Below are 16,712 nucleotides of genomic sequence, written 5' to 3'. Positions count from 1 at the left end.
GCACGGGGCCGCGGCGCCGGTCACGGCATGGCCTTGCGGGCGGTGGCGAACCGCGGCCGGTTGTTGAGGTCCGGGTGGTCGGCCGCGTCGGCCCAGCCGCGTTCCTCGGTGAAGATCCAGGGGACCTGGCCGCCCTGGGTGTCGGCGTGCTCGATGACGACGAGGCCGCCGGGGCGGAGCAGGCGGTGCGCGGTGCGCTCGATGCCGCGGATGGTGTCGAGGCCGTCCTCGCCGGAGAAGAGCGCCATCTGCGGGTCGTGGTCGCGGGCCTCGGGAGCGACGTACTCCCACTCGGTGAGCGGGATGTACGGCGGGTTGGAGATCACCAGGTCGACCTGGCCGTCGAGCTCGGGAAGGGCGCTCAGGGCGTCTCCGCGGTGCACGGTGACCCTGGACCCCTCGGCGTTCTTCCTGGTCCACGTCAGGGCGTCCTCGGACAGCTCCACGGCGTGCACGCGGGAGCGCGGCACCTCCTGGGCCATGGCGAGGGCGATGGCGCCGGAGCCGGTGCAGAGGTCGACGATGAGCGGCTCGACGACGTCCATCGCGCGGACCGCGTCTATGGCCCAGCCGACGACCGACTCGGTCTCCGGACGGGGTACGAACACCCCGGGGCCGACCTGGAGCTCCAGGTAGCGGAAGAAGGCGCGGCCGGTGATGTGCTGGAGGGGCTCGCGGTTCTCGCGGCGCGCGATGGTCTCCCAGTAGCGCGCGTCGAAGTCGGCGTCCGGCACCCGGTGCAGTTCGCCCCGCTTGACCCCGTGGACGAAGGCCGCGAGCTCCTCGGCATCGAATCGCGGCGAAGGGACACCGGCGTCGGCCAGCCGCTGGGTGGCCTGGGCCACCTCGGCGAGCAGCAGGTTCATCGCGGATCTCCGTACGGGTTCACGGGCGGGGCGGGCGGGATCAGGCGTTGGCGAGCTTGGCGGCGGAGTCGGCGTCGACGCATGCCTGGATCACCGCGTCGAGGTCCCCGTCGAGGACCTGGTCCAAGTTGTACGCCTTGAAGCCGACGCGGTGGTCCGAGATCCGGTTTTCCGGGAAGTTGTACGTGCGGATCTTCTCGGAGCGGTCGACGGTGCGCACCTGGCTGCGGCGGACGTCGGAGGCTTCCTGCTCGGCGGCTTCCTGGGCGGCTGCGAGCAGCCGGGACCGCAGGATGCGCATGGCCTGCTCCTTGTTCTGGAGCTGGCTCTTCTCGTTCTGGCAGGAGGCGACGACGCCGGTCGGCAGGTGCGTGATGCGGACGGCGGAGTCGGTCGTGTTGACGGACTGGCCGCCGGGGCCGGAGGACCGGTAGACGTCGATGCGCAGGTCGTTGGCGTGGATCTCGACCTCGACCTCCTCGGCCTCGGGGGTCACGAGGACGCCGGCGGCGGAGGTGTGGATGCGGCCCTGGGACTCGGTGGAGGGCACGCGCTGCACGCGGTGCACGCCGCCCTCGTACTTCATCCGGGCCCAGACGCCCTGGCCGGGCTCGGTGGCGCCGTTGCCGCCCTTGGTCTTCACGGCGACCTGGACGTCCTTGTAGCCGCCGAGCTCGGACTCGGTGGAGTCGATGATCTCGGTCTTCCACCCGATGCGCTCGGCGTAGCGGAGGTACATGCGCAGCAGGTCGCCGGCGAAGAGGGCCGACTCGTCGCCGCCCGCGCCCGCCTTGATCTCCAGGAGCACGTCCTTGTCGTCGCTCGGGTCGCGCGGAACGAGAAGGAGGCGCAGGCGCTCGGTGAGCTCCTCGCGCTGCTTCTCCAGCTCCTTGACCTCGGCGGCGAAGTCGGGGTCGTCGGCGGCGAACTCGCGGGCGGTGACGATGTCGTCGCCCGTGCCCTTCCAGGAGCGGTACGTGGCGACGATCGGGGTCAGCTCCGCGTAGCGCTTGTTGAGCTTGCGCGCGTTGGCCTGATCCGCGTGGACCGACGGGTCGGCGAGCTTCTTCTCGAGATCGGTGTGCTCACCGATCAGTTCCTCGACCGCCTCGAACATCTTCGGGCTCCTGGGTGGGGGTGACTTCTACGGGCCTGCTGGAGGGAGGTGCCGGTCGGGTCCACGGGTCCTCCCAGGACCCGACCGGAAAAAACGCCGGTTCCGGCCGCCCCCGTGAGGGCGCCCGAGAACCGGCGCTGTGGCTCGCTACTTGGCGGCGGAGCCTGCACCCTTGCCGAAGCGGGCCTCGAAGCGGGCCACACGGCCGCCGGTGTCGAGGATCTTCTGCTTGCCCGTGTAGAACGGGTGGCACTCGGAGCAGACGTCGGCACGGATGGTGCCGTTGTCGATGGTGCTCCGGGTGGTGAACGACGCGCCACAGGTGCAGCTGACCTGCGTGTCGACGTACGTGGGGTGAATGTCGCGCTTCAAGGTGTCTCCTAGTTTCGGGAGGGCTCCGGGTCGTCCGCGCGGATTGCGCGTCCGTGAACCGGGGCCGACGTACCAGTCTGCCAGGACCGGCCGTATCTCCCAAAACCGGGGTACGAGCCGGTCTATTCCCGGCCGGACCGGTCGAGGCCGCCCCGGGGTGGTGTACCGGGGACCTGCCTCAGTCGACGACGGTGGCCGCGGAGCCCTTGTCGCCGGCCGAGTTCGCGGTGGCGGCGGCCGGTATCGCGGCGTCCGCGCGCAGGGCCTTCCAGACCTCCTGCGCGTCCTTCTCCAGCGGGATCACCCGGTTGGGGTTCGCCGGGTCGTACTGGACGGGCAGGGTGACCATGTCGACGTCGTCCGCGCCGAGGTTCTTGAGCCCGTTGGCGAAGCCGGTGAGCTTGGTCACCGAGGCGAGGTCGGAGTCGGTGGTGATGGCCTTGGTGGCGGTGTTCGCAAGGCCGAACAGCTTGGCGGGGCTGGTGAACACCCCGACCGACTTGACCTGCTCCATCAGTGCCTTCACGAACGCCTGCTGGAGCTGGATGCGGCCGAGGTCGCTGCCGTCGCCGACGCTCTTGCGGGTGCGCACGAGGCCGAGGGCCTGTTCGCCGTCGAGGGTGTGCTTGCCGGGGGCAAGGACGAGATGGCTGCTGGGGTCGTCGATCGCCTCGCTGGTGGTGATCTCGACACCGCCCAGCTGGTCGACGAGCTTCTTGAAGCCGGTGAAGTCGACCTCGACGTAGTGGTCCATGCGGATGCCGGACATCGCCTCCACGGTCTTCACCGCGCAGGCCGGACCGCCCACCTGGTAGGCCGAGTTGAACATCTGGCCGGTGGCCGCGGCCGTCCGCTGCCCGGTGGCGGGGTCGGTGCAGGCGGGCCGGTCGACAAGGGTGTCGCGCGGTATCGAGACGATGCTCGCGGACTTGTGGCCCTTGTTGACGTGCACGACCATCGCGGTGTCCGAACGGGCGGTGCCCTGGTCCGCGCCGTACTCGGAGTTGGCGCCGGAACGGGAGTCCGAGCCGAGCACCAGGATGTCCTCGGAGCCGTTGTCGACGTCGTCGGGGCGGTCGGTGCCGAGGGCGGCGTTGATGTCGACGCCCTTGAGGTTGCCGTCGAGCGCGAAGTACGCGTACGCGAGACCCGAACCGCCGAGGACCACGATCCCCGCGGCCGTCCAGGCCACGATCTTCTTCACCCGGCTCCGGCGGGGCGGCTTTCTGCGCCGTCCGCCGGTGCCGCGTATGCGGCCCGTGCCTCTGCTCTGCTCGCTCATGGGTGTTCCTCGTTCCCGGTTCCGCGCTGCTCCCTGTTCCCCCTGCCGGTGTGGTCCCGGCACGGTCGGGTCGTCTCTCGGATGGACGCCGAAGCACCAAGAAGGGTGGCACGACGCGCTGTGACCACCGTACGGCCGAACGGGTGGCACCAGGACCTGGAGAACTACCGGTGACACCTCGCTCACCTGCGGTTTCGTTCCTCGTACACGCGTGGGAGCACCCCCGGGACGGTCACCCTGAGTGTGGCGAAGGTCTCGGATCGCCTCCGGGCGCGGCCCGTGCACGACGAAACCGCCCCCGCCGCGGGTGCGGCGGGGGCGGTTTCGTTCAACTGCCGTGCGGACGTCAGTCGTTGCCGTTGCCCGGCGACGGCGTCGTCTTCTGGATCTGGAGCAGGAACTCCGCGTTGGACTGGGTCTTCTTCATCCGGTCCAGCAGGAGCTCGATCGCCTGCTGCTGGTCGAGCGCGTGCAGCACCCGGCGCAGCTTCCAGGTGATGGCCAGCTCGTCGCTGCCCAGCAGGATCTCTTCCTTACGGGTGCTGGACGCGTCGACGTCCACCGCCGGGAAGATGCGCTTGTCCGAGAGCTTCCGGTCGAGCTTGAGCTCCATGTTGCCGGTGCCCTTGAACTCCTCGAAGATCACCTCGTCCATGCGCGAGCCGGTCTCGACGAGCGCGGTGGCCAGGATGGTCAGCGAGCCGCCGTCCTCGATGTTGCGCGCGGCGCCGAAGAAGCGCTTCGGGGGGTACAGCGCGGTCGAGTCGACACCACCGGACAGGATGCGGCCGGAGGCCGGCGCCGCGAGGTTGTACGCGCGGCCCAGGCGGGTGATCGAGTCGAGCAGGACGACCACGTCGTGACCGAGCTCGACCAGGCGCTTGGCGCGCTCGATGGCCAGTTCGGCGACGGTGGTGTGGTCCTCGGCGGGACGGTCGAAGGTCGAGGAGATGACCTCGCCCTTCACCGAGCGCTGCATGTCGGTGACTTCCTCCGGACGCTCGTCCACGAGGACGACCATCAGGTGGCACTCCGGGCTGTTGACCGTGATCGCGTTGGCGATCGCCTGGAGGATCATGGTCTTACCGGTCTTCGGCGGGGCCACGATCAGGCCTCGCTGGCCCTTGCCGATCGGCGCGACCAGGTCGATGATCCGGGTCGTCAGGACGTTGGAGTCGGTCTCCAGGCGGAGCCGGTCCTGCGGGTACAGCGGCGTCAGCTTCTGGAACTCCGGGCGGCCGCGGCCGGATTCGGGCGCCATGCCGTTGACGGTGTCGAGGCGCACGAGGGCGTTGAACTTCTCGCGGCGCTCGCCGTCCTTGGGCTGGCGCACTGCGCCGGTGACGTGGTCACCCTTGCGCAGGCCGTTCTTGCGGACCTGGGCGAGCGAGACGTACACGTCGTTCGGGCCCGGGAGGTATCCGGAGGTCCGGATGAACGCGTAGTTGTCGAGGATGTCCAGGATGCCCGCGACGGGGATCAGGACGTCGTCGTCGGCCACCTGCACGTCGCTCTGGAACTCGTCGCGGCCACGACGGCCACGACGGTCGCGGTAGCGGCCACGACGGCCGCGGCGGCCGCCCTCGTCGTCGAAGTCGTCCTGCGGACCGTTGTCACGGTGCTGCTGGCCCTGGCTCTGACCGCCACCCTGGCCCTGGCCCTGGGTCTGCCCCTGGCCCTGGCGCTGCGACTGGCCCTGGCCCTGGCGCTGCTGGCCCTGGTCGTCGCCCTTGCCGCGGCGGTCGCGCTGACGGTCCCGGCGGTCGCCGCGCTGGCGGTCCTGACGGTCGCCGCGACGGCCCTCGGCGGTGTCGGCGGCCGACTCGGCGCGGGCGTCGCCCTTCGCCTCGGCGCGGTCGTCCTGCTTCTCGGCGGGGCGCTCGTCCTGCTTCGGCTCGGCCTTCGCCTCGGGGGAACCGGCCTGCGCGGTGGCGCGGCGGCGGCGGCGCTCGCCGGCGGGCTGGTCGTCGCTGGCGGGCTGACCGGGGATGTCGATCTGCTGCTGGGCGGCCGGCTTCTCGGCCGGGGCGGCGGCCTCGTCGCCCGTGCGCGCCTTCGAGGTGGCGCGGCGCTTGGGCTTGGTCTCCGCGTCCGTACCGGCGGCGGGCGCCTTGGTGGCGGCGGTCTTGGCGGCGGGGGCCTTGCCGGCCTGCGCCTCCTTGATGACCTCGATCAGCTGGCTCTTGCGCATGCGCGCGGTGCCCCTGATGCCGAGGCCGGACGCGACCTGCTGCAGCTCGGCCAGGACCATGCCGTCAAGGCCGGTGCCGGAGCGGCGGCGCCGTGCGGTGGTGCCGGTGGCAGCACCTTCGGCGGGCGCGGCGCTGTCGACGCTCTTGTCGGCAGTCACGCCCATCAGATCGGTGGTGTCGCTCACGAAGGGTCCTTCCCTGGAGCGGACGTCGGCCTTCTGGCTCGGCGACCGGTTGTGCTGTCCGGCATTCGGTATGTGATCTTTTCGATCGCGGACCGTGCCGGGGCGGTGGTCCGCCGGGTGCGGCGGAGAGATGAACGTGCGGGGTCCGACGCGAGCTCCCCCTGCTCGGCCCACTCTTGGACGAACGAGGGGTGTCTTGCCGGTTCCGGAGCGTGCTCGAAACTGCTCAGACAGGCTGATCAGGCAGTTGGGGGAGGCTCCCGGAAGAAAGGTGGTCCCTGAAGGGGACACGAAGCAACGCGTCGCGTGGACGTCGATTGCCGACTTGAGATTAACACTACCGGCTCCAACAAATATTCCCCCTCTCCTTCACCGGCAATCCCTCTGCTTACGGCGCGAGCGGCAGTACGCACGCGCCCGGACCGTCGAGCGCGAGCCGGTTGGCGGCCCATCCCTCACCCGCGAGCCGGGCCACCTTGTCGGCGGCGCCCTCCTCCGTGAAGGCCAGGACCGTGGGCCCCGCACCGGAGATGACGGCGGGAACCCCGTCGGCGCGCAGCCGGTGCACCAGTTCGAGGCTCTCCGGCATGGCCGGGCCGCGGTACTCCTGGTGCAGCCGGTCCTCGGTGGCGGCCAGCAGCAGCTCGGGGCGCCGGGTCAGCGCCTCCACGAGGAGTGCGGCGCGGCCGGCGTTGGCGGCGGCGTCGACGTGCGGGACCTGGCGCGGCAGCAGTCCGCGGGCGGTCTCGGTGAGCACCGGCCTGCCCGGTACGAAGACCACCGGGACGACAGCGGCGGCCGGGTCCATCCGGATCGCGCGGGCCGATCCGCCGTCCATCCACGCGAGGGTGAATCCGCCGAGGAGGCAGGCCGCGACGTTGTCGGGGTGGCCCTCGATCTCGGTGGCGAGCTCCAGCAGCGCGGCCTCGTCGAGGCGGGCCTCGCCGCCGGTCGTGACGGCGCGGGCGGCGACGATGCCGGCGCAGATGGCGGCGGAGGAGGAGCCGAGGCCGCGGCCGTGCGGGATGCGGTTGGCGCAGACGATCTCCAGCCCGCGCGGCTGTCCGCCGAGCAGGTCGAAGGCGGTGCGCATGGAGCGTACGAGCAGGTGCGACTCGTCGCGGGGCAGCGTGTCGGCGCCCTCACCGGCGATGTCGATGTGCAGACCGGAGTCGGCGACCCGGACGACCACGTCGTCGTAGAGGCCCAGCGAGAGGCCGAGGGCGTCGAAGCCCGGGCCCAGGTTGGCGCTGGTGGCGGGGACGCGCACCCTGACGGCGGCGGCTCGGAACGCGGGACCGGCCATCGGCTGGTGGACTCCTTGGGGCGGGGATGCGGTGCGTGCGGGTGACTCTGCGGCGGTGGGGTGGCGGTACGGGAGTCCGGTCGGCCGGAACACGACTTCCGGGCGGCGGTGCTCCGATGGTGGACCCCACGGCCACCGCACGACGAACGGGACAGGGCCGTAACGGCACTGCCGGTCACGTACAGCTTATCGAAGGAAGGTTCTGTGGCGACATAGGGCGCATGGGAGGCGCACGATGCGTGTCGCACACGTCCCTTGCGCTCTCCGTGCCGGGCAGGGGGGTTGGGCCCGATCCGCCCGATCCGCACCGCACCGCCCGGAGGCGTTTCGCCTGCCGGGCGGTGCGTCGTACATGCGTGAACCGGGAGCGGGACCCGGGGCTTTGGGCTTCCCCGGGCCCGGCGGCTCAGACGAGGCCGAGCTTCTCCGCCGCGGTGGCGGCGTCGACCGGGACGGTGACGGGCTGCGGTGCGCCCGCGACGGCCCAGTCGGGGTCCTTGAGGCCGTTGCCGGTGACGGTGCAGACGATCCGCTGACCGGGGTCGACCTTGCCCTCTTCGGCGGCCTTGAGCAGACCGGCGACGGAGGCGGCCGAGGCGGGCTCCACGAAGACGCCCTCTTGCGCGGCCAACAGGCGGTAGGCGGACAGGATCTGACGGTCCGTCACCTCGTCGATGAAGCCGCCGGACTCGTCCCGGGCGGCCAGCGCGTAGTTCCAGGACGCCGGGTTGCCGATCCGGATCGCGGTGGCGATCGTCGCCGGGTCCTTCACGATCTCGCCGCGCACGATGGGCGCGGAGCCGGAGGCCTGGAAGCCCCACATGCGCGGCCGGTGGGTGGCCAGGCCGTCACCGGCGTACTCGGTGTAGCCCTTCCAGTAGGCCGTGATGTTGCCCGCGTTGCCGACCGGCAGGACGTGGATGTCCGGGGCGTCGCCCAGCGCGTCGACGATCTCGAACGCGGCGGTCTTCTGGCCCTCGATGCGGACCGGGTTGACCGAATTGACCAGCGCCACCGGGTAGTTGTCCGAGAGCGAGCGGGCCAGCGTCAGGCAGTCGTCGAAGTTGCCGTCGACCTGGAGGATCTTGGCGCCGTGCACGAGCGCCTGCCCCATCTTGCCGAGCGCGATCTTGCCCCGCGGCACGAGGACGGCGCAGACCATCCCGGCGCGCACCGCGTACGCGGCGGCGGAGGCGGAGGTGTTGCCGGTGGAGGCGCAGATGACGGCCTGAGCACCCTCCTCCTTGGCCCGGGTGATGGCCATGGTCATGCCGCGGTCCTTGAACGAACCGGTGGGGTTGGCGCCCTCGACCTTGAGGTGCACCTCGCAGCCCGTACGCTCGGACAGGACCTGCGCCGGAACGAGCGGCGTACCGCCCTCACGGAGTGTGACGATCGGCGTCGCAGCCGTGACCGGAAGACGGTCCCGGTACTCCTCGATGATGCCGCGCCACTGGTGGGTGCCCTTGCTGGTCATGGGTCCTTACTCCCCTTCAACACGCATGATGCTGGCGACACCGCGGACGGTGTCGAGCTTGCGCAGCGCTTCGACGGTCGCCGAGAGGGCGGAGTCGGGCGCGCGGTGGGTGACGACGACGAGAGATGCCTCGCCGCTCGCGTCCTGTCGGCCTTGCTGACGAACGGTATCGATCGACACACCCTGCTCGGCGAAGACCGTGGCGACCTGGGCGAGAACGCCCGGTTTGTCGGCGACGTCGAGGCTGATGTGGTAGCGCGTCACGACCTCGCCCATCGGGCTGACGGGCAGGCGCGTGTAGGCGGACTCACCGGGACCGGTGGCGCCGTTGAGCTTGTTGCGGCAGACGGCGACGAGGTCGCCGAGGACCGCGGAGGCGGTCGGCGAACCGCCGGCGCCGGGGCCGTAGAACATCAGCTGCCCGGCCGCCTCGGCCTCGACGAAGACGGCGTTGTACGCCTCGCGGACGGAGGCCAGCGGGTGGCTGAGCGGGATCATCGCGGGGTGCACGCGCGCGGTGACCGACTGCCCGTCCGCGGCCCGCTCGCAGATGGCGAGGAGCTTGACGGTGCAGCCCATGCGGCGGGCGGAAGCGATGTCGGCGGCGGTGACCTCGGTGATGCCCTCGCGGTGCACCTCGCCGATCTTCACCCGGGTGTGGAAGGCGATCCCGGCGAGGATGGCGGCCTTCGCGGCGGCGTCGAAGCCCTCGACGTCGGCGGTCGGGTCGGCCTCGGCGTACCCGAGGGCGGTGGCCTCGTCGAGCGCCTCGGAGTAACCGGCGCCGCTGGTGTCCATCTTGTCGAGGATGAAGTTGGTCGTGCCGTTGACGATGCCGAGCACCCGGTTGACCTTGTCGCCGGCGAGGGACTCGCGCAGCGGGCGTACCAGCGGGATGGCTCCTGCGACGGCGGCCTCGTAGTAGAGGTCGCGGCCGTGCTCCTCGGCGGCGGCGTGGAGGGCCGTGCCGTCCTCGGCGAGCAGCGCCTTGTTGGCGGAGACGACGCTCGCGCCGTGCTCGAAGGCCGAGGTGATGAGGGTGCGGGCCGGCTCGATGCCGCCGATGACCTCGATCACCACGTCGATGTCACCGCGTTTGACCAGCGCCGTGGCGTCGGTGGTGATGAGCGCGGGATCGATCCCCTCGCGCACCTTCGAGGGGCGGCGGACGGCGACGCCGGCGAGCTCCACCGGCGCGCCGATGCGCGCGGCGAGGTCGTCGGCGTGCGTCGTCATGATGCGCGCCACCTCTGAGCCGACCACTCCACAGCCCAGCAGCGCCACCTTCAGCGGACGCGTACGCATCATCCGACCTCGTTTCTCCTGCATGTGATGTGTGGACCAGTCTCACTCACCGGACGGGCGATTCTGTCACCCGTCCGGATTCTGAGACATCTATTTCATCAGCCGACATCGAGACGCAGGAGATCTTCCTCCGTCTCGCGCCGGACGATGACGCGCGCCTCTCCGTCGCGCACGGCGACGACGGGCGGGCGGAGCGCGTGGTTGTAGTTGCTCGCCATCGACCGGCAGTACGCACCGGTGGCCGGTACGGCGATCAGGTCGCCCGGCGCCAGGTCGGCCGGCAGGAACGCGTCCTTGACCACGATGTCGCCGCTCTCGCAGTGCTTGCCGACGACGCGGACCAGCATCGGCTCGGCGTCCGAGGTGCGCGAGACGAGCGCGACGCTGTACTCCGCGTCGTAGAGCGCGGTACGGATGTTGTCGGACATCCCGCCGTCGACGCTGACGTACGTGCGGAGCCCTTCGAGCGGCTTGATCGTGCCGACCTCGTAGAGGGTGAAGGCGGTGGGGCCGACGATGGCGCGGCCGGGCTCGACGGAGATCCGGGGGGTGGCGAGGCTCGCGGCCTCGCACTCGCGGGTGACGATGTCGCCGAGCGCCTTGGCGATCTCGTGCGGCTCGCGCGGGTCGTCGCCGGAGGTGTAGGCGATGCCCAGACCGCCGCCGAGGTCGATCTCGGAGAGCTCGACCCCGTGCTCGTCGCGCACCTCGGCGAGGAGCTGGACCACCCGGCGGGCGGAGACCTCGAAACCGGCCATGTCGAAGATCTGCGAGCCGATGTGCGAGTGGATGCCGGTGAGTTCCAGGCCGTCCAGGGTGAGGGCCCGGCGCACTGCCTCGGCCGCGAGGCCGCCGGCCAGCGCGATGCCGAACTTCTGGTCCTCGTGCGCGGTGGCGATGAACTCGTGGGTGTGCGCCTCCACGCCGACGGTGACCCGGATCTGCACCCGCTGGCGCTTGCCGAGTCGCTGGGCGACGTGCGCGACGCGGACGATCTCCTGGAAGGAGTCGAGGACGATACGGCCGACACCGGCCGAGACGGCCCGCTCGATCTCGTCGACCGTCTTGTTGTTGCCGTGGAAGGCGATGCGCTCGGCGGGCATCCCGGCGTCCAGCGCCGTGGTCAGCTCGCCGCCGGAGCAGACGTCGAGGTTGAGCCCCTCCTCGCGGAGCCAGCGCACGATCGCGCGGGAGAGGAACGCCTTGCCCGCGTAGTAGACGTCGGCGTCGGCGCCGAAGGCGTCGGCCCAGGCCCGGCAGCGGGCCCGGAAGTCCGCCTCGTCGAGGAAGTAGGCCGGGGTACCGAACTCCTCGGCGAGCCGGGCGACTTCGATGCCGCCGACGGTGAGAGCGCCGTCCGCGTCACGGGTGACGGTGCGCGACCAGACCTTCTCGTCGAGGATGTTCAGGTCGGCGGGCGGGGCCGCGTAGTGCCCCTCGGGGACGACATCGGCGTGACGGGGTCCGGCGGGGTGGGCGGATCGGCTCATCGTTCGGCTCTCTCGGGTCTCTCGGGTCTCTCAAAGATGTTCGGGCGCACTGATACCGAGCAGGGACAGGCCGCCGGCCAGCACCGTTCCGGCGGCTTCGGCGAGGGCCGGCCGGGAGCGGTGGGCGGCCGAGGGTTTCTCGTCGCCGGCGGGAAGCGGGGGGCAGGCGTCGTGGAAGTCGAAGAAGGCGTGCGCGACGGCTTCGAGATGACGCGCGAGCCGGTCGGGCGCGCGGTGCCGGGCGGCGGCGAGCAGGACCGCCGGGTGGTCGGCGAGGAGCGCGGCGAGCGTGAGGGCGGCCGGCTCACCGAAGGGGGCCTCGTGCTCCGGGCCGTCCGCCCCGCACGCGTCGGACGCCCCGTACGCGTCGGGCGCCCCGTACGCGTCGGGCGCGACCCGGACGCCGAGTTCGCGGGCGGCCCTGAGGACGGCACGGGCGCGGGCGTGGGCGTAGCGGACGAGGAAGAGCGGGTTGGCGGCGCTCTGGACGAGGAGTCCGTCGCCGAGCGCGGCCCGGTCGTGGCCGGCGGCCCGCAGCAGCCCCCAGCGGGCGGCGTCGGGCCCGAGGCGTACGAGCAGCTCGGCGGCAGGAACACCGGCGGGCACCGGGCCGATCGTCCCCGCGGTGTCGGCCCGCGCGGCTCCGGGGCCCGTCCCGGCGGCGACCCCGAGGCCGCTCCACGCGGGGTCGGCGGGCCCTGCCGGGGCGGTACGCGGGGCGGCGCCCTGGGACCGCAGCAGCGCGGCCACCGCGTCGGCGGTGACGGCGGCCCGGACCTCGGGCGCGTACGTCAGCAGGGGCTCCTCGCCGCTCAGCGCCGTCCCGTGGCCGTACCCGGTCCCGCGCGCCGCCACCTCGGTCACGAGGGCGAGCCGCGCGGCACCGTCGGCGGTGGCGTCGAGCGTGAGATTGAGGAAGCCGGGTCCGGTGATCTCGACCCGCCCGATGCCGGGCTCGGCGGCGATGCGGTCCTTGAGGATGCGGGCGACCTCGTACGCGGGCAGCGCCGCCGGGCGGGCCAGCTGGAGCGCCACGGCGCAGGCGTAGTCCCCGCTGCCGCCGGGCCGCGTCCGCTCCACCCGTACGCGCGCGGGCACCGCCACGCGCAGGGCGTCCTCGTCGACCGCGCGGCGCACGGCGTGCAGCACGGTCCTGGAGAGGTCGGCGGGGGTCACGGGACCAGCCTAGGCGAGGGAGGGGGGCCCTCCGCGACCGCGTTTCGCCATGCGGGCATCCGCCGCGGCCCGCGTGCCGGTGTCAGCTCAGCGCGCGGCGCAGGCCGCTGTCCACCCCGGAGGGCTGCGGGGCCCGCGCGAGGCGGCTCACCAGCCGCACCAGCTCGCTGGGCTCGAACGGCTTCGCCAGGAACGCCTCCACGCAGGCGCCGCCCCGGTCCGCCTCGTACGGGGAGCAGGCGCTGATGATCGCGACCGGAATGGAGCTGGTGCGGGGGTCCTCGCGCAGGCGCGCGGCGGTCCGGGGGCCGTCGAGCCGGGGCATCACCACGTCGAGGGTGATCACATCGGGCCGCACGTGGTGCACGACGTCCAGGCACTCGACACCGTCGGACGCGGTCACGACCTCGAAGCCCTCAAGCTCCAGGTTGACCCTGATCAGATGCCGGATGACCTTGTTGTCGTCCACAACAAGCACGCGGCCGTACGCCCCTGACACGTTTCGAGAGTAGGTGCGCCCCCCGGGCCGCGTCCGGGTTTTGCCCACTTCCGCCCCGGGGACCGGCCCGGCAGCGCACCCGCGGCGGCCGGCGGATCGCCCGGCGCCGCGGAAATACCCGTTCACGGACACCCCTCGGGAGCTGGTAGTGTTTCACCCGTCGCAGAGCAACACCGCGATACGCCCCCGTAGCTCAGGGGATAGAGCATCGGCCTCCGGAGCCGGGTGCGCAGGTTCGAATCCTGCCGGGGGCACTTCCGGACAGAGGGTCTGACCAGCAGAAATGCTGGTCGGGCCCTTTCTCGTGCGCCGGGCGCCCGGGTCGTCCCCGGCGCCCCGCAGCGCCCCTGCGCGCCCCGCACCGCCCCTCAGTCGAGACAGAACTCGTTGCCCTCGATGTACTGCCTCGCGATGCAGGACTCGTCGAAGCCGTCGGCGCGCACAACCCGCACGCACACCGCGCCGAGCGCGACCAGCCGGGCGCACTCCGCTGCGAGTACGGCCAGGCGCTCGTCACCCACGAGGCCCGTGCCGGCCCGTACGTCGAGATGGACCCTGTTCTTGACGAACGGCCCTCGGGAACCCGCTGGAAGTACAGCCACGGCCCCTCGCCGGTGGGATCGGTGCGGACGAAGGCGGCTCCCCGGCGCTCGGGCGGCAGCGAGCGGTCGTAGTCGCCCCAGGTGGCGTACCCCTCCGGCGGCGGTACGACGTACCCGAGCACCGCGCATCAGAAGCGGGCGACGCGCTCGGGTTCCGCGCAGTCGAAGGTGACGTGGAACGTCTTGATCGATGCCAACCGGTCCTCCGGGACGCTCGTCGTCGGCCGGGACACCGCACGCCGTCGCATGCACGGCCGTCCCGGCATCGGCGGACGAGCCTGCCATGCGGGCGCCCGGCACTCCACCGGCTTTCCGTACACCGGCCGCGGGGTGACGGTCAGCCCGTGGACTCGTCCGGGGTCGGGTGCTCCGGGTGGACGCCCGCGTTGCGGGCGGTGTGTGCGCCCGCGCCGGCCTCGTCGGGGTCGGCGCCGTCGGAGCCTGCCTCGGTCTCCTGCTCCGCCCAGGGCGGCGGGGGGACGTCCAGCGCGTCCTCGCCCTCCTGCACCTGCTGGTCGGGCATGTCGGCGGGCACCGGCGGCGGGCTTCCCGAGGCGCCGGTGTACGCGGGGCCTTCCGGCCTGCGGTCGGTCATCTGATTCTCCGTTCGACGTGCCCCATGGTTGCCGGAGCGCGGATGCGCCGCCACTCCGGGTACCCGGGACATGCCGGACGAACCCCGCCGACCGCGGGGGCCCGGTACGGAGGACCGGATGCTGTGGGAACCAACAGCGTCCGGAGGATCGGGCCGGGGGCTTCGGGGTCAGGCCGTGCGCACGGCGGGCCGGTCGGCACCGAAGGTTTCCGGCTGCCCCGGGTCCGCGGGGGTGTGGTCCCCGGCGGCGGCGCGGGCCTCCGCGAAGGCGCGGGCGCCGCGCTCGGGCCGGGTGTCGAGGCGGCCGAGGACGCCGGGCACCGCGATGCTGGGCAGCACCAGGTCGTAGAGGAGGGAGATGCGCTCCTCGAAATCGGCCATCTCGGTGGCCGCTTGGGACATCAGCTGAATGCCGGTGAAGGAGCCGACCATCGTCTGGGCGGTCCGCTCGGGATCGACGTGCGGCAGCACCTCGCCCTGCCCTTGGGCCGCGACGATCTGCTGACTCGTCAGCTGGACCCAGTCGTGCCACGGCTTGCCGAAGAACCGCTGGTTGCTCTGATCGGCGGCAATCCGCGCGGCGCCCCGCAACAGTGGCTCTCTCGGGAGCCGGTGCGCGAGGATCAGCCCCATGTCCACGAAGGACTGCAGCTTCAGGGGCTGTTCGGGCGGCGGCTCGGTCACCGCGTGGTCCAGGACGCCTCGCGCCAGATCCTCCTTGGAGGGGAAGTGGAAGTAGAGCGCCCCCTTGGTCACCGCGGCCCGTTCCAGGATCTCCTGGATCGTCGCGGCTTCGTAGCCGCGCTCGGCGAAGACCGCTGCGGCGGCCGTCAGTACTGCGTTGCGCGTCCTGATCGCGCGCTCCTGCCGTGCCATTCGAGATCTCCTGACGATGCGCCTGACGGGGCTCAGTGTCTCCGGCACGTTCCCCTCAAGAAACCGGCTGGTCCGTATTCTATGGCACCCTTCGCGGCGGCCTCCAGTTGAGGCGGCGCCGGCGGCCCTGCGTCGGGCCGCGCTCCCCGCCCTCAACGGCCTTGGCCGCCGGACCTTTTGGGGCCCGGCGGATCGCTCCGTATTCGCACTCGAACACCACCGATCACGTGCGCATTCATCCCTGGGGGGAGCACATGCACCACATCGTGAAGCAGAAACACACACCATCCGTCCCGGCACCGGGGACGGAAAACACCGTCCCGGCACCGGGGACGGAGACCGCCGTCCCGGCACCGGGGACGGAGACCACCGTCCCGGTCCCGGCGCCCGGAAGGGGCGTACCCGGCAACGCGCCCGCGGTCCGCCCGGCGGACGCCCACCGGGTCCAGCCGGACGACGTGCTGATCCGCGGCTATCACCGGCTCGCCGAGAACACGTACACGCTCGACGTCGACTGGGCCGGCCGGCACGTCTTCTTCGAGCCCGCACTCGGCAGTGTGCACCACCACATGCTCGTCGCGCAGACACTGCGACAGATCGGACTCAGCCTCGCACACACCGAGTTCGGGATCAGTTCCGCGTACCAGTTCCTGATGAGCGGCATGCGTTACTCGGTCGACCCCCGCCACCGGACCGACCGGGCGCCGGTCCGCGCCGAGGCGGTCTGCACCGTGACGGGGCGCAGAGGCATGCGCATAGCCATCTCCCTGGAACAGCGCGGGAGGGTCTTCGTCACGAGCGAGTCCGGGTTCTCCTGGGTGTCCGACCGGGTCTACCGGCGGCTGCGTGGTCCGTTCCTCGCCGCACGGCCCGGGGTCATGCCGTCGCCGGTCGGCGGGGCACTGACCGGGCGGGGCGCGGCGGACGAGGTGGTGCTCGGCGTCTCGGACCGCCCGGACCGCTGGGAGTTGATCGCCGACACCGGGAATCCGGCGCTGATGGACCACCCGGTCGACCATGTGCCGGGGCTCGTGATCATGGAGGCGAGCCAGCAGGCCGCGTACGCCGTCGTCGCGGGCGCGGGCGTCCGTTCGTGGCGCCCGCTCACCACCGACATGCGGACCTCCCGGTACGTCGAGTTCGACGCGCCGTGCTGGATCGACGCCCGCGAAGTGACTCCGGACGGCGCCCCGGACGGGGTCGCGGTGGAGGTGACCGGGACGCAGCGCGGGGAGGTCGCGTTCCGAAGCGTGGTGGAGGGAGTGGCCGCGCCCGTCGGCGTACGGGAGTGAGGGACGTCTGAGTTCCGGGAGGCCTGTGCCGGACGGCCGCGTGCAGCGGTCCGTCCGCCACCGGTCTCCCGGAGCCGCGG

Annotated in this window: 14 protein-coding genes, 1 tRNA gene and 1 pseudogene; 2 read left to right on the top strand and 14 right to left on the bottom strand. The window is 72.0% G+C overall.

The window, feature by feature from the left end; translation table 11 throughout:
- Positions 1 to 20 precede the first annotated feature (20 nt).
- The 11 genes from prmC to OHA55_RS22600 form a co-directional block, all read right to left on the bottom strand.
- On the bottom strand, positions 21 to 866 hold the full coding sequence (gene prmC / locus OHA55_RS22650; RefSeq protein ID WP_266709130.1) for a peptide chain release factor N(5)-glutamine methyltransferase: 846 nt from the start codon (positions 864 to 866) through the stop codon (positions 21 to 23).
- 40 nt (positions 867 to 906) lie between these two features.
- Positions 907 to 1,983 (bottom strand): peptide chain release factor 1, encoded by a 1,077-nt coding sequence (gene prfA, locus OHA55_RS22645; RefSeq protein ID WP_266709128.1) that lies wholly within the window; start codon positions 1,981 to 1,983, stop codon positions 907 to 909.
- Between the two features lie 147 nt (positions 1,984 to 2,130).
- Entirely contained in the window at positions 2,131 to 2,355 is a 225-nt protein-coding gene (rpmE, locus tag OHA55_RS22640) for a 50S ribosomal protein L31 (RefSeq protein WP_266709126.1), read from the bottom strand.
- 178 nt (positions 2,356 to 2,533) lie between these two features.
- A complete protein-coding gene (locus tag OHA55_RS22635) occupies positions 2,534 to 3,637 on the bottom strand; it encodes an LCP family protein (protein WP_266709124.1) in 1,104 nt (367 codons plus the stop codon).
- Positions 3,638 to 3,983: 346 nt separating this feature from the next.
- The gene (rho, locus tag OHA55_RS22630) at positions 3,984 to 6,014 is read right to left on the bottom strand and encodes a transcription termination factor Rho (RefSeq protein ID WP_266709122.1); all 2,031 of its coding nucleotides are present in this window, start codon (positions 6,012 to 6,014) and stop codon (positions 3,984 to 3,986) included.
- A gap of 388 nt (positions 6,015 to 6,402) precedes the next feature.
- The gene (gene thrB / locus OHA55_RS22625; RefSeq protein ID WP_266709120.1) at positions 6,403 to 7,320 is read right to left on the bottom strand and encodes a homoserine kinase; all 918 of its coding nucleotides are present in this window, start codon (positions 7,318 to 7,320) and stop codon (positions 6,403 to 6,405) included.
- A gap of 406 nt (positions 7,321 to 7,726) precedes the next feature.
- Positions 7,727 to 8,797 (bottom strand): threonine synthase, encoded by a 1,071-nt coding sequence (gene thrC, locus OHA55_RS22620; RefSeq protein WP_266709118.1) that lies wholly within the window; start codon positions 8,795 to 8,797, stop codon positions 7,727 to 7,729.
- Positions 8,798 to 8,803: 6 nt separating this feature from the next.
- Complete coding sequence (locus tag OHA55_RS22615) at positions 8,804 to 10,102, bottom strand: homoserine dehydrogenase (protein WP_266711067.1); 1,299 nt, start codon at positions 10,100 to 10,102, stop codon at positions 8,804 to 8,806.
- A gap of 98 nt (positions 10,103 to 10,200) precedes the next feature.
- Positions 10,201 to 11,592: a diaminopimelate decarboxylase gene (lysA, locus tag OHA55_RS22610; protein WP_266709116.1), complete on the bottom strand. Its 1,392-nt coding sequence runs from the start codon at positions 11,590 to 11,592 to the stop codon at positions 10,201 to 10,203.
- Positions 11,593 to 11,622: 30 nt separating this feature from the next.
- Complete coding sequence (gene nrtL, locus OHA55_RS22605) at positions 11,623 to 12,768, bottom strand: ArgS-related anticodon-binding protein NrtL (RefSeq protein WP_266709114.1); 1,146 nt, start codon at positions 12,766 to 12,768, stop codon at positions 11,623 to 11,625.
- A gap of 82 nt (positions 12,769 to 12,850) precedes the next feature.
- Positions 12,851 to 13,315, bottom strand: a complete 465-nt coding sequence (locus OHA55_RS22600) for a response regulator (RefSeq protein WP_266709112.1) — start codon at positions 13,313 to 13,315, stop codon at positions 12,851 to 12,853.
- Between the two features lie 134 nt (positions 13,316 to 13,449).
- On the opposite strand from OHA55_RS22600, the gene OHA55_RS22595 reads away from it, so the two are divergent.
- Positions 13,450 to 13,521: transfer RNA gene (locus tag OHA55_RS22595), tRNA-Arg, on the top strand.
- A 114-nt stretch (positions 13,522 to 13,635) separates the two neighbouring features.
- Here the strand turns inward: OHA55_RS22595 and OHA55_RS22590 are convergent.
- The 3 genes and pseudogenes from OHA55_RS22590 to OHA55_RS22580 all read right to left on the bottom strand — a co-directional run bounded on the left by OHA55_RS22590 (position 13,636) and on the right by OHA55_RS22580 (position 15,340).
- A pseudogene (locus OHA55_RS22590) lies at positions 13,636 to 13,991 on the bottom strand (VOC family protein).
- Between the two features lie 215 nt (positions 13,992 to 14,206).
- Positions 14,207 to 14,464, bottom strand: a complete 258-nt coding sequence (locus OHA55_RS22585) for a hypothetical protein (RefSeq protein WP_266709110.1) — start codon at positions 14,462 to 14,464, stop codon at positions 14,207 to 14,209.
- A 168-nt stretch (positions 14,465 to 14,632) separates the two neighbouring features.
- Positions 14,633 to 15,340 (bottom strand): ScbR family autoregulator-binding transcription factor, encoded by a 708-nt coding sequence (locus OHA55_RS22580; protein WP_266709108.1) that lies wholly within the window; start codon positions 15,338 to 15,340, stop codon positions 14,633 to 14,635.
- A gap of 266 nt (positions 15,341 to 15,606) precedes the next feature.
- Between OHA55_RS22580 and OHA55_RS22575 the strand changes: the two genes are divergently transcribed.
- The gene (locus OHA55_RS22575; RefSeq protein ID WP_266709106.1) at positions 15,607 to 16,632 is read left to right on the top strand and encodes a ScbA/BarX family gamma-butyrolactone biosynthesis protein; all 1,026 of its coding nucleotides are present in this window, start codon (positions 15,607 to 15,609) and stop codon (positions 16,630 to 16,632) included.
- The last annotated feature ends 80 nt before the right edge of the window (positions 16,633 to 16,712 follow it).

Origin of the sequence: Streptomyces sp. NBC_00102 (assembly GCF_026343115.1) — a bacterium.
Classification (GTDB): domain Bacteria; phylum Actinomycetota; class Actinomycetes; order Streptomycetales; family Streptomycetaceae; genus Streptomyces.
Note: the sequence above shows the minus strand (reverse complement) of the source record. Positions and strands in the feature narration are given on the sequence as shown.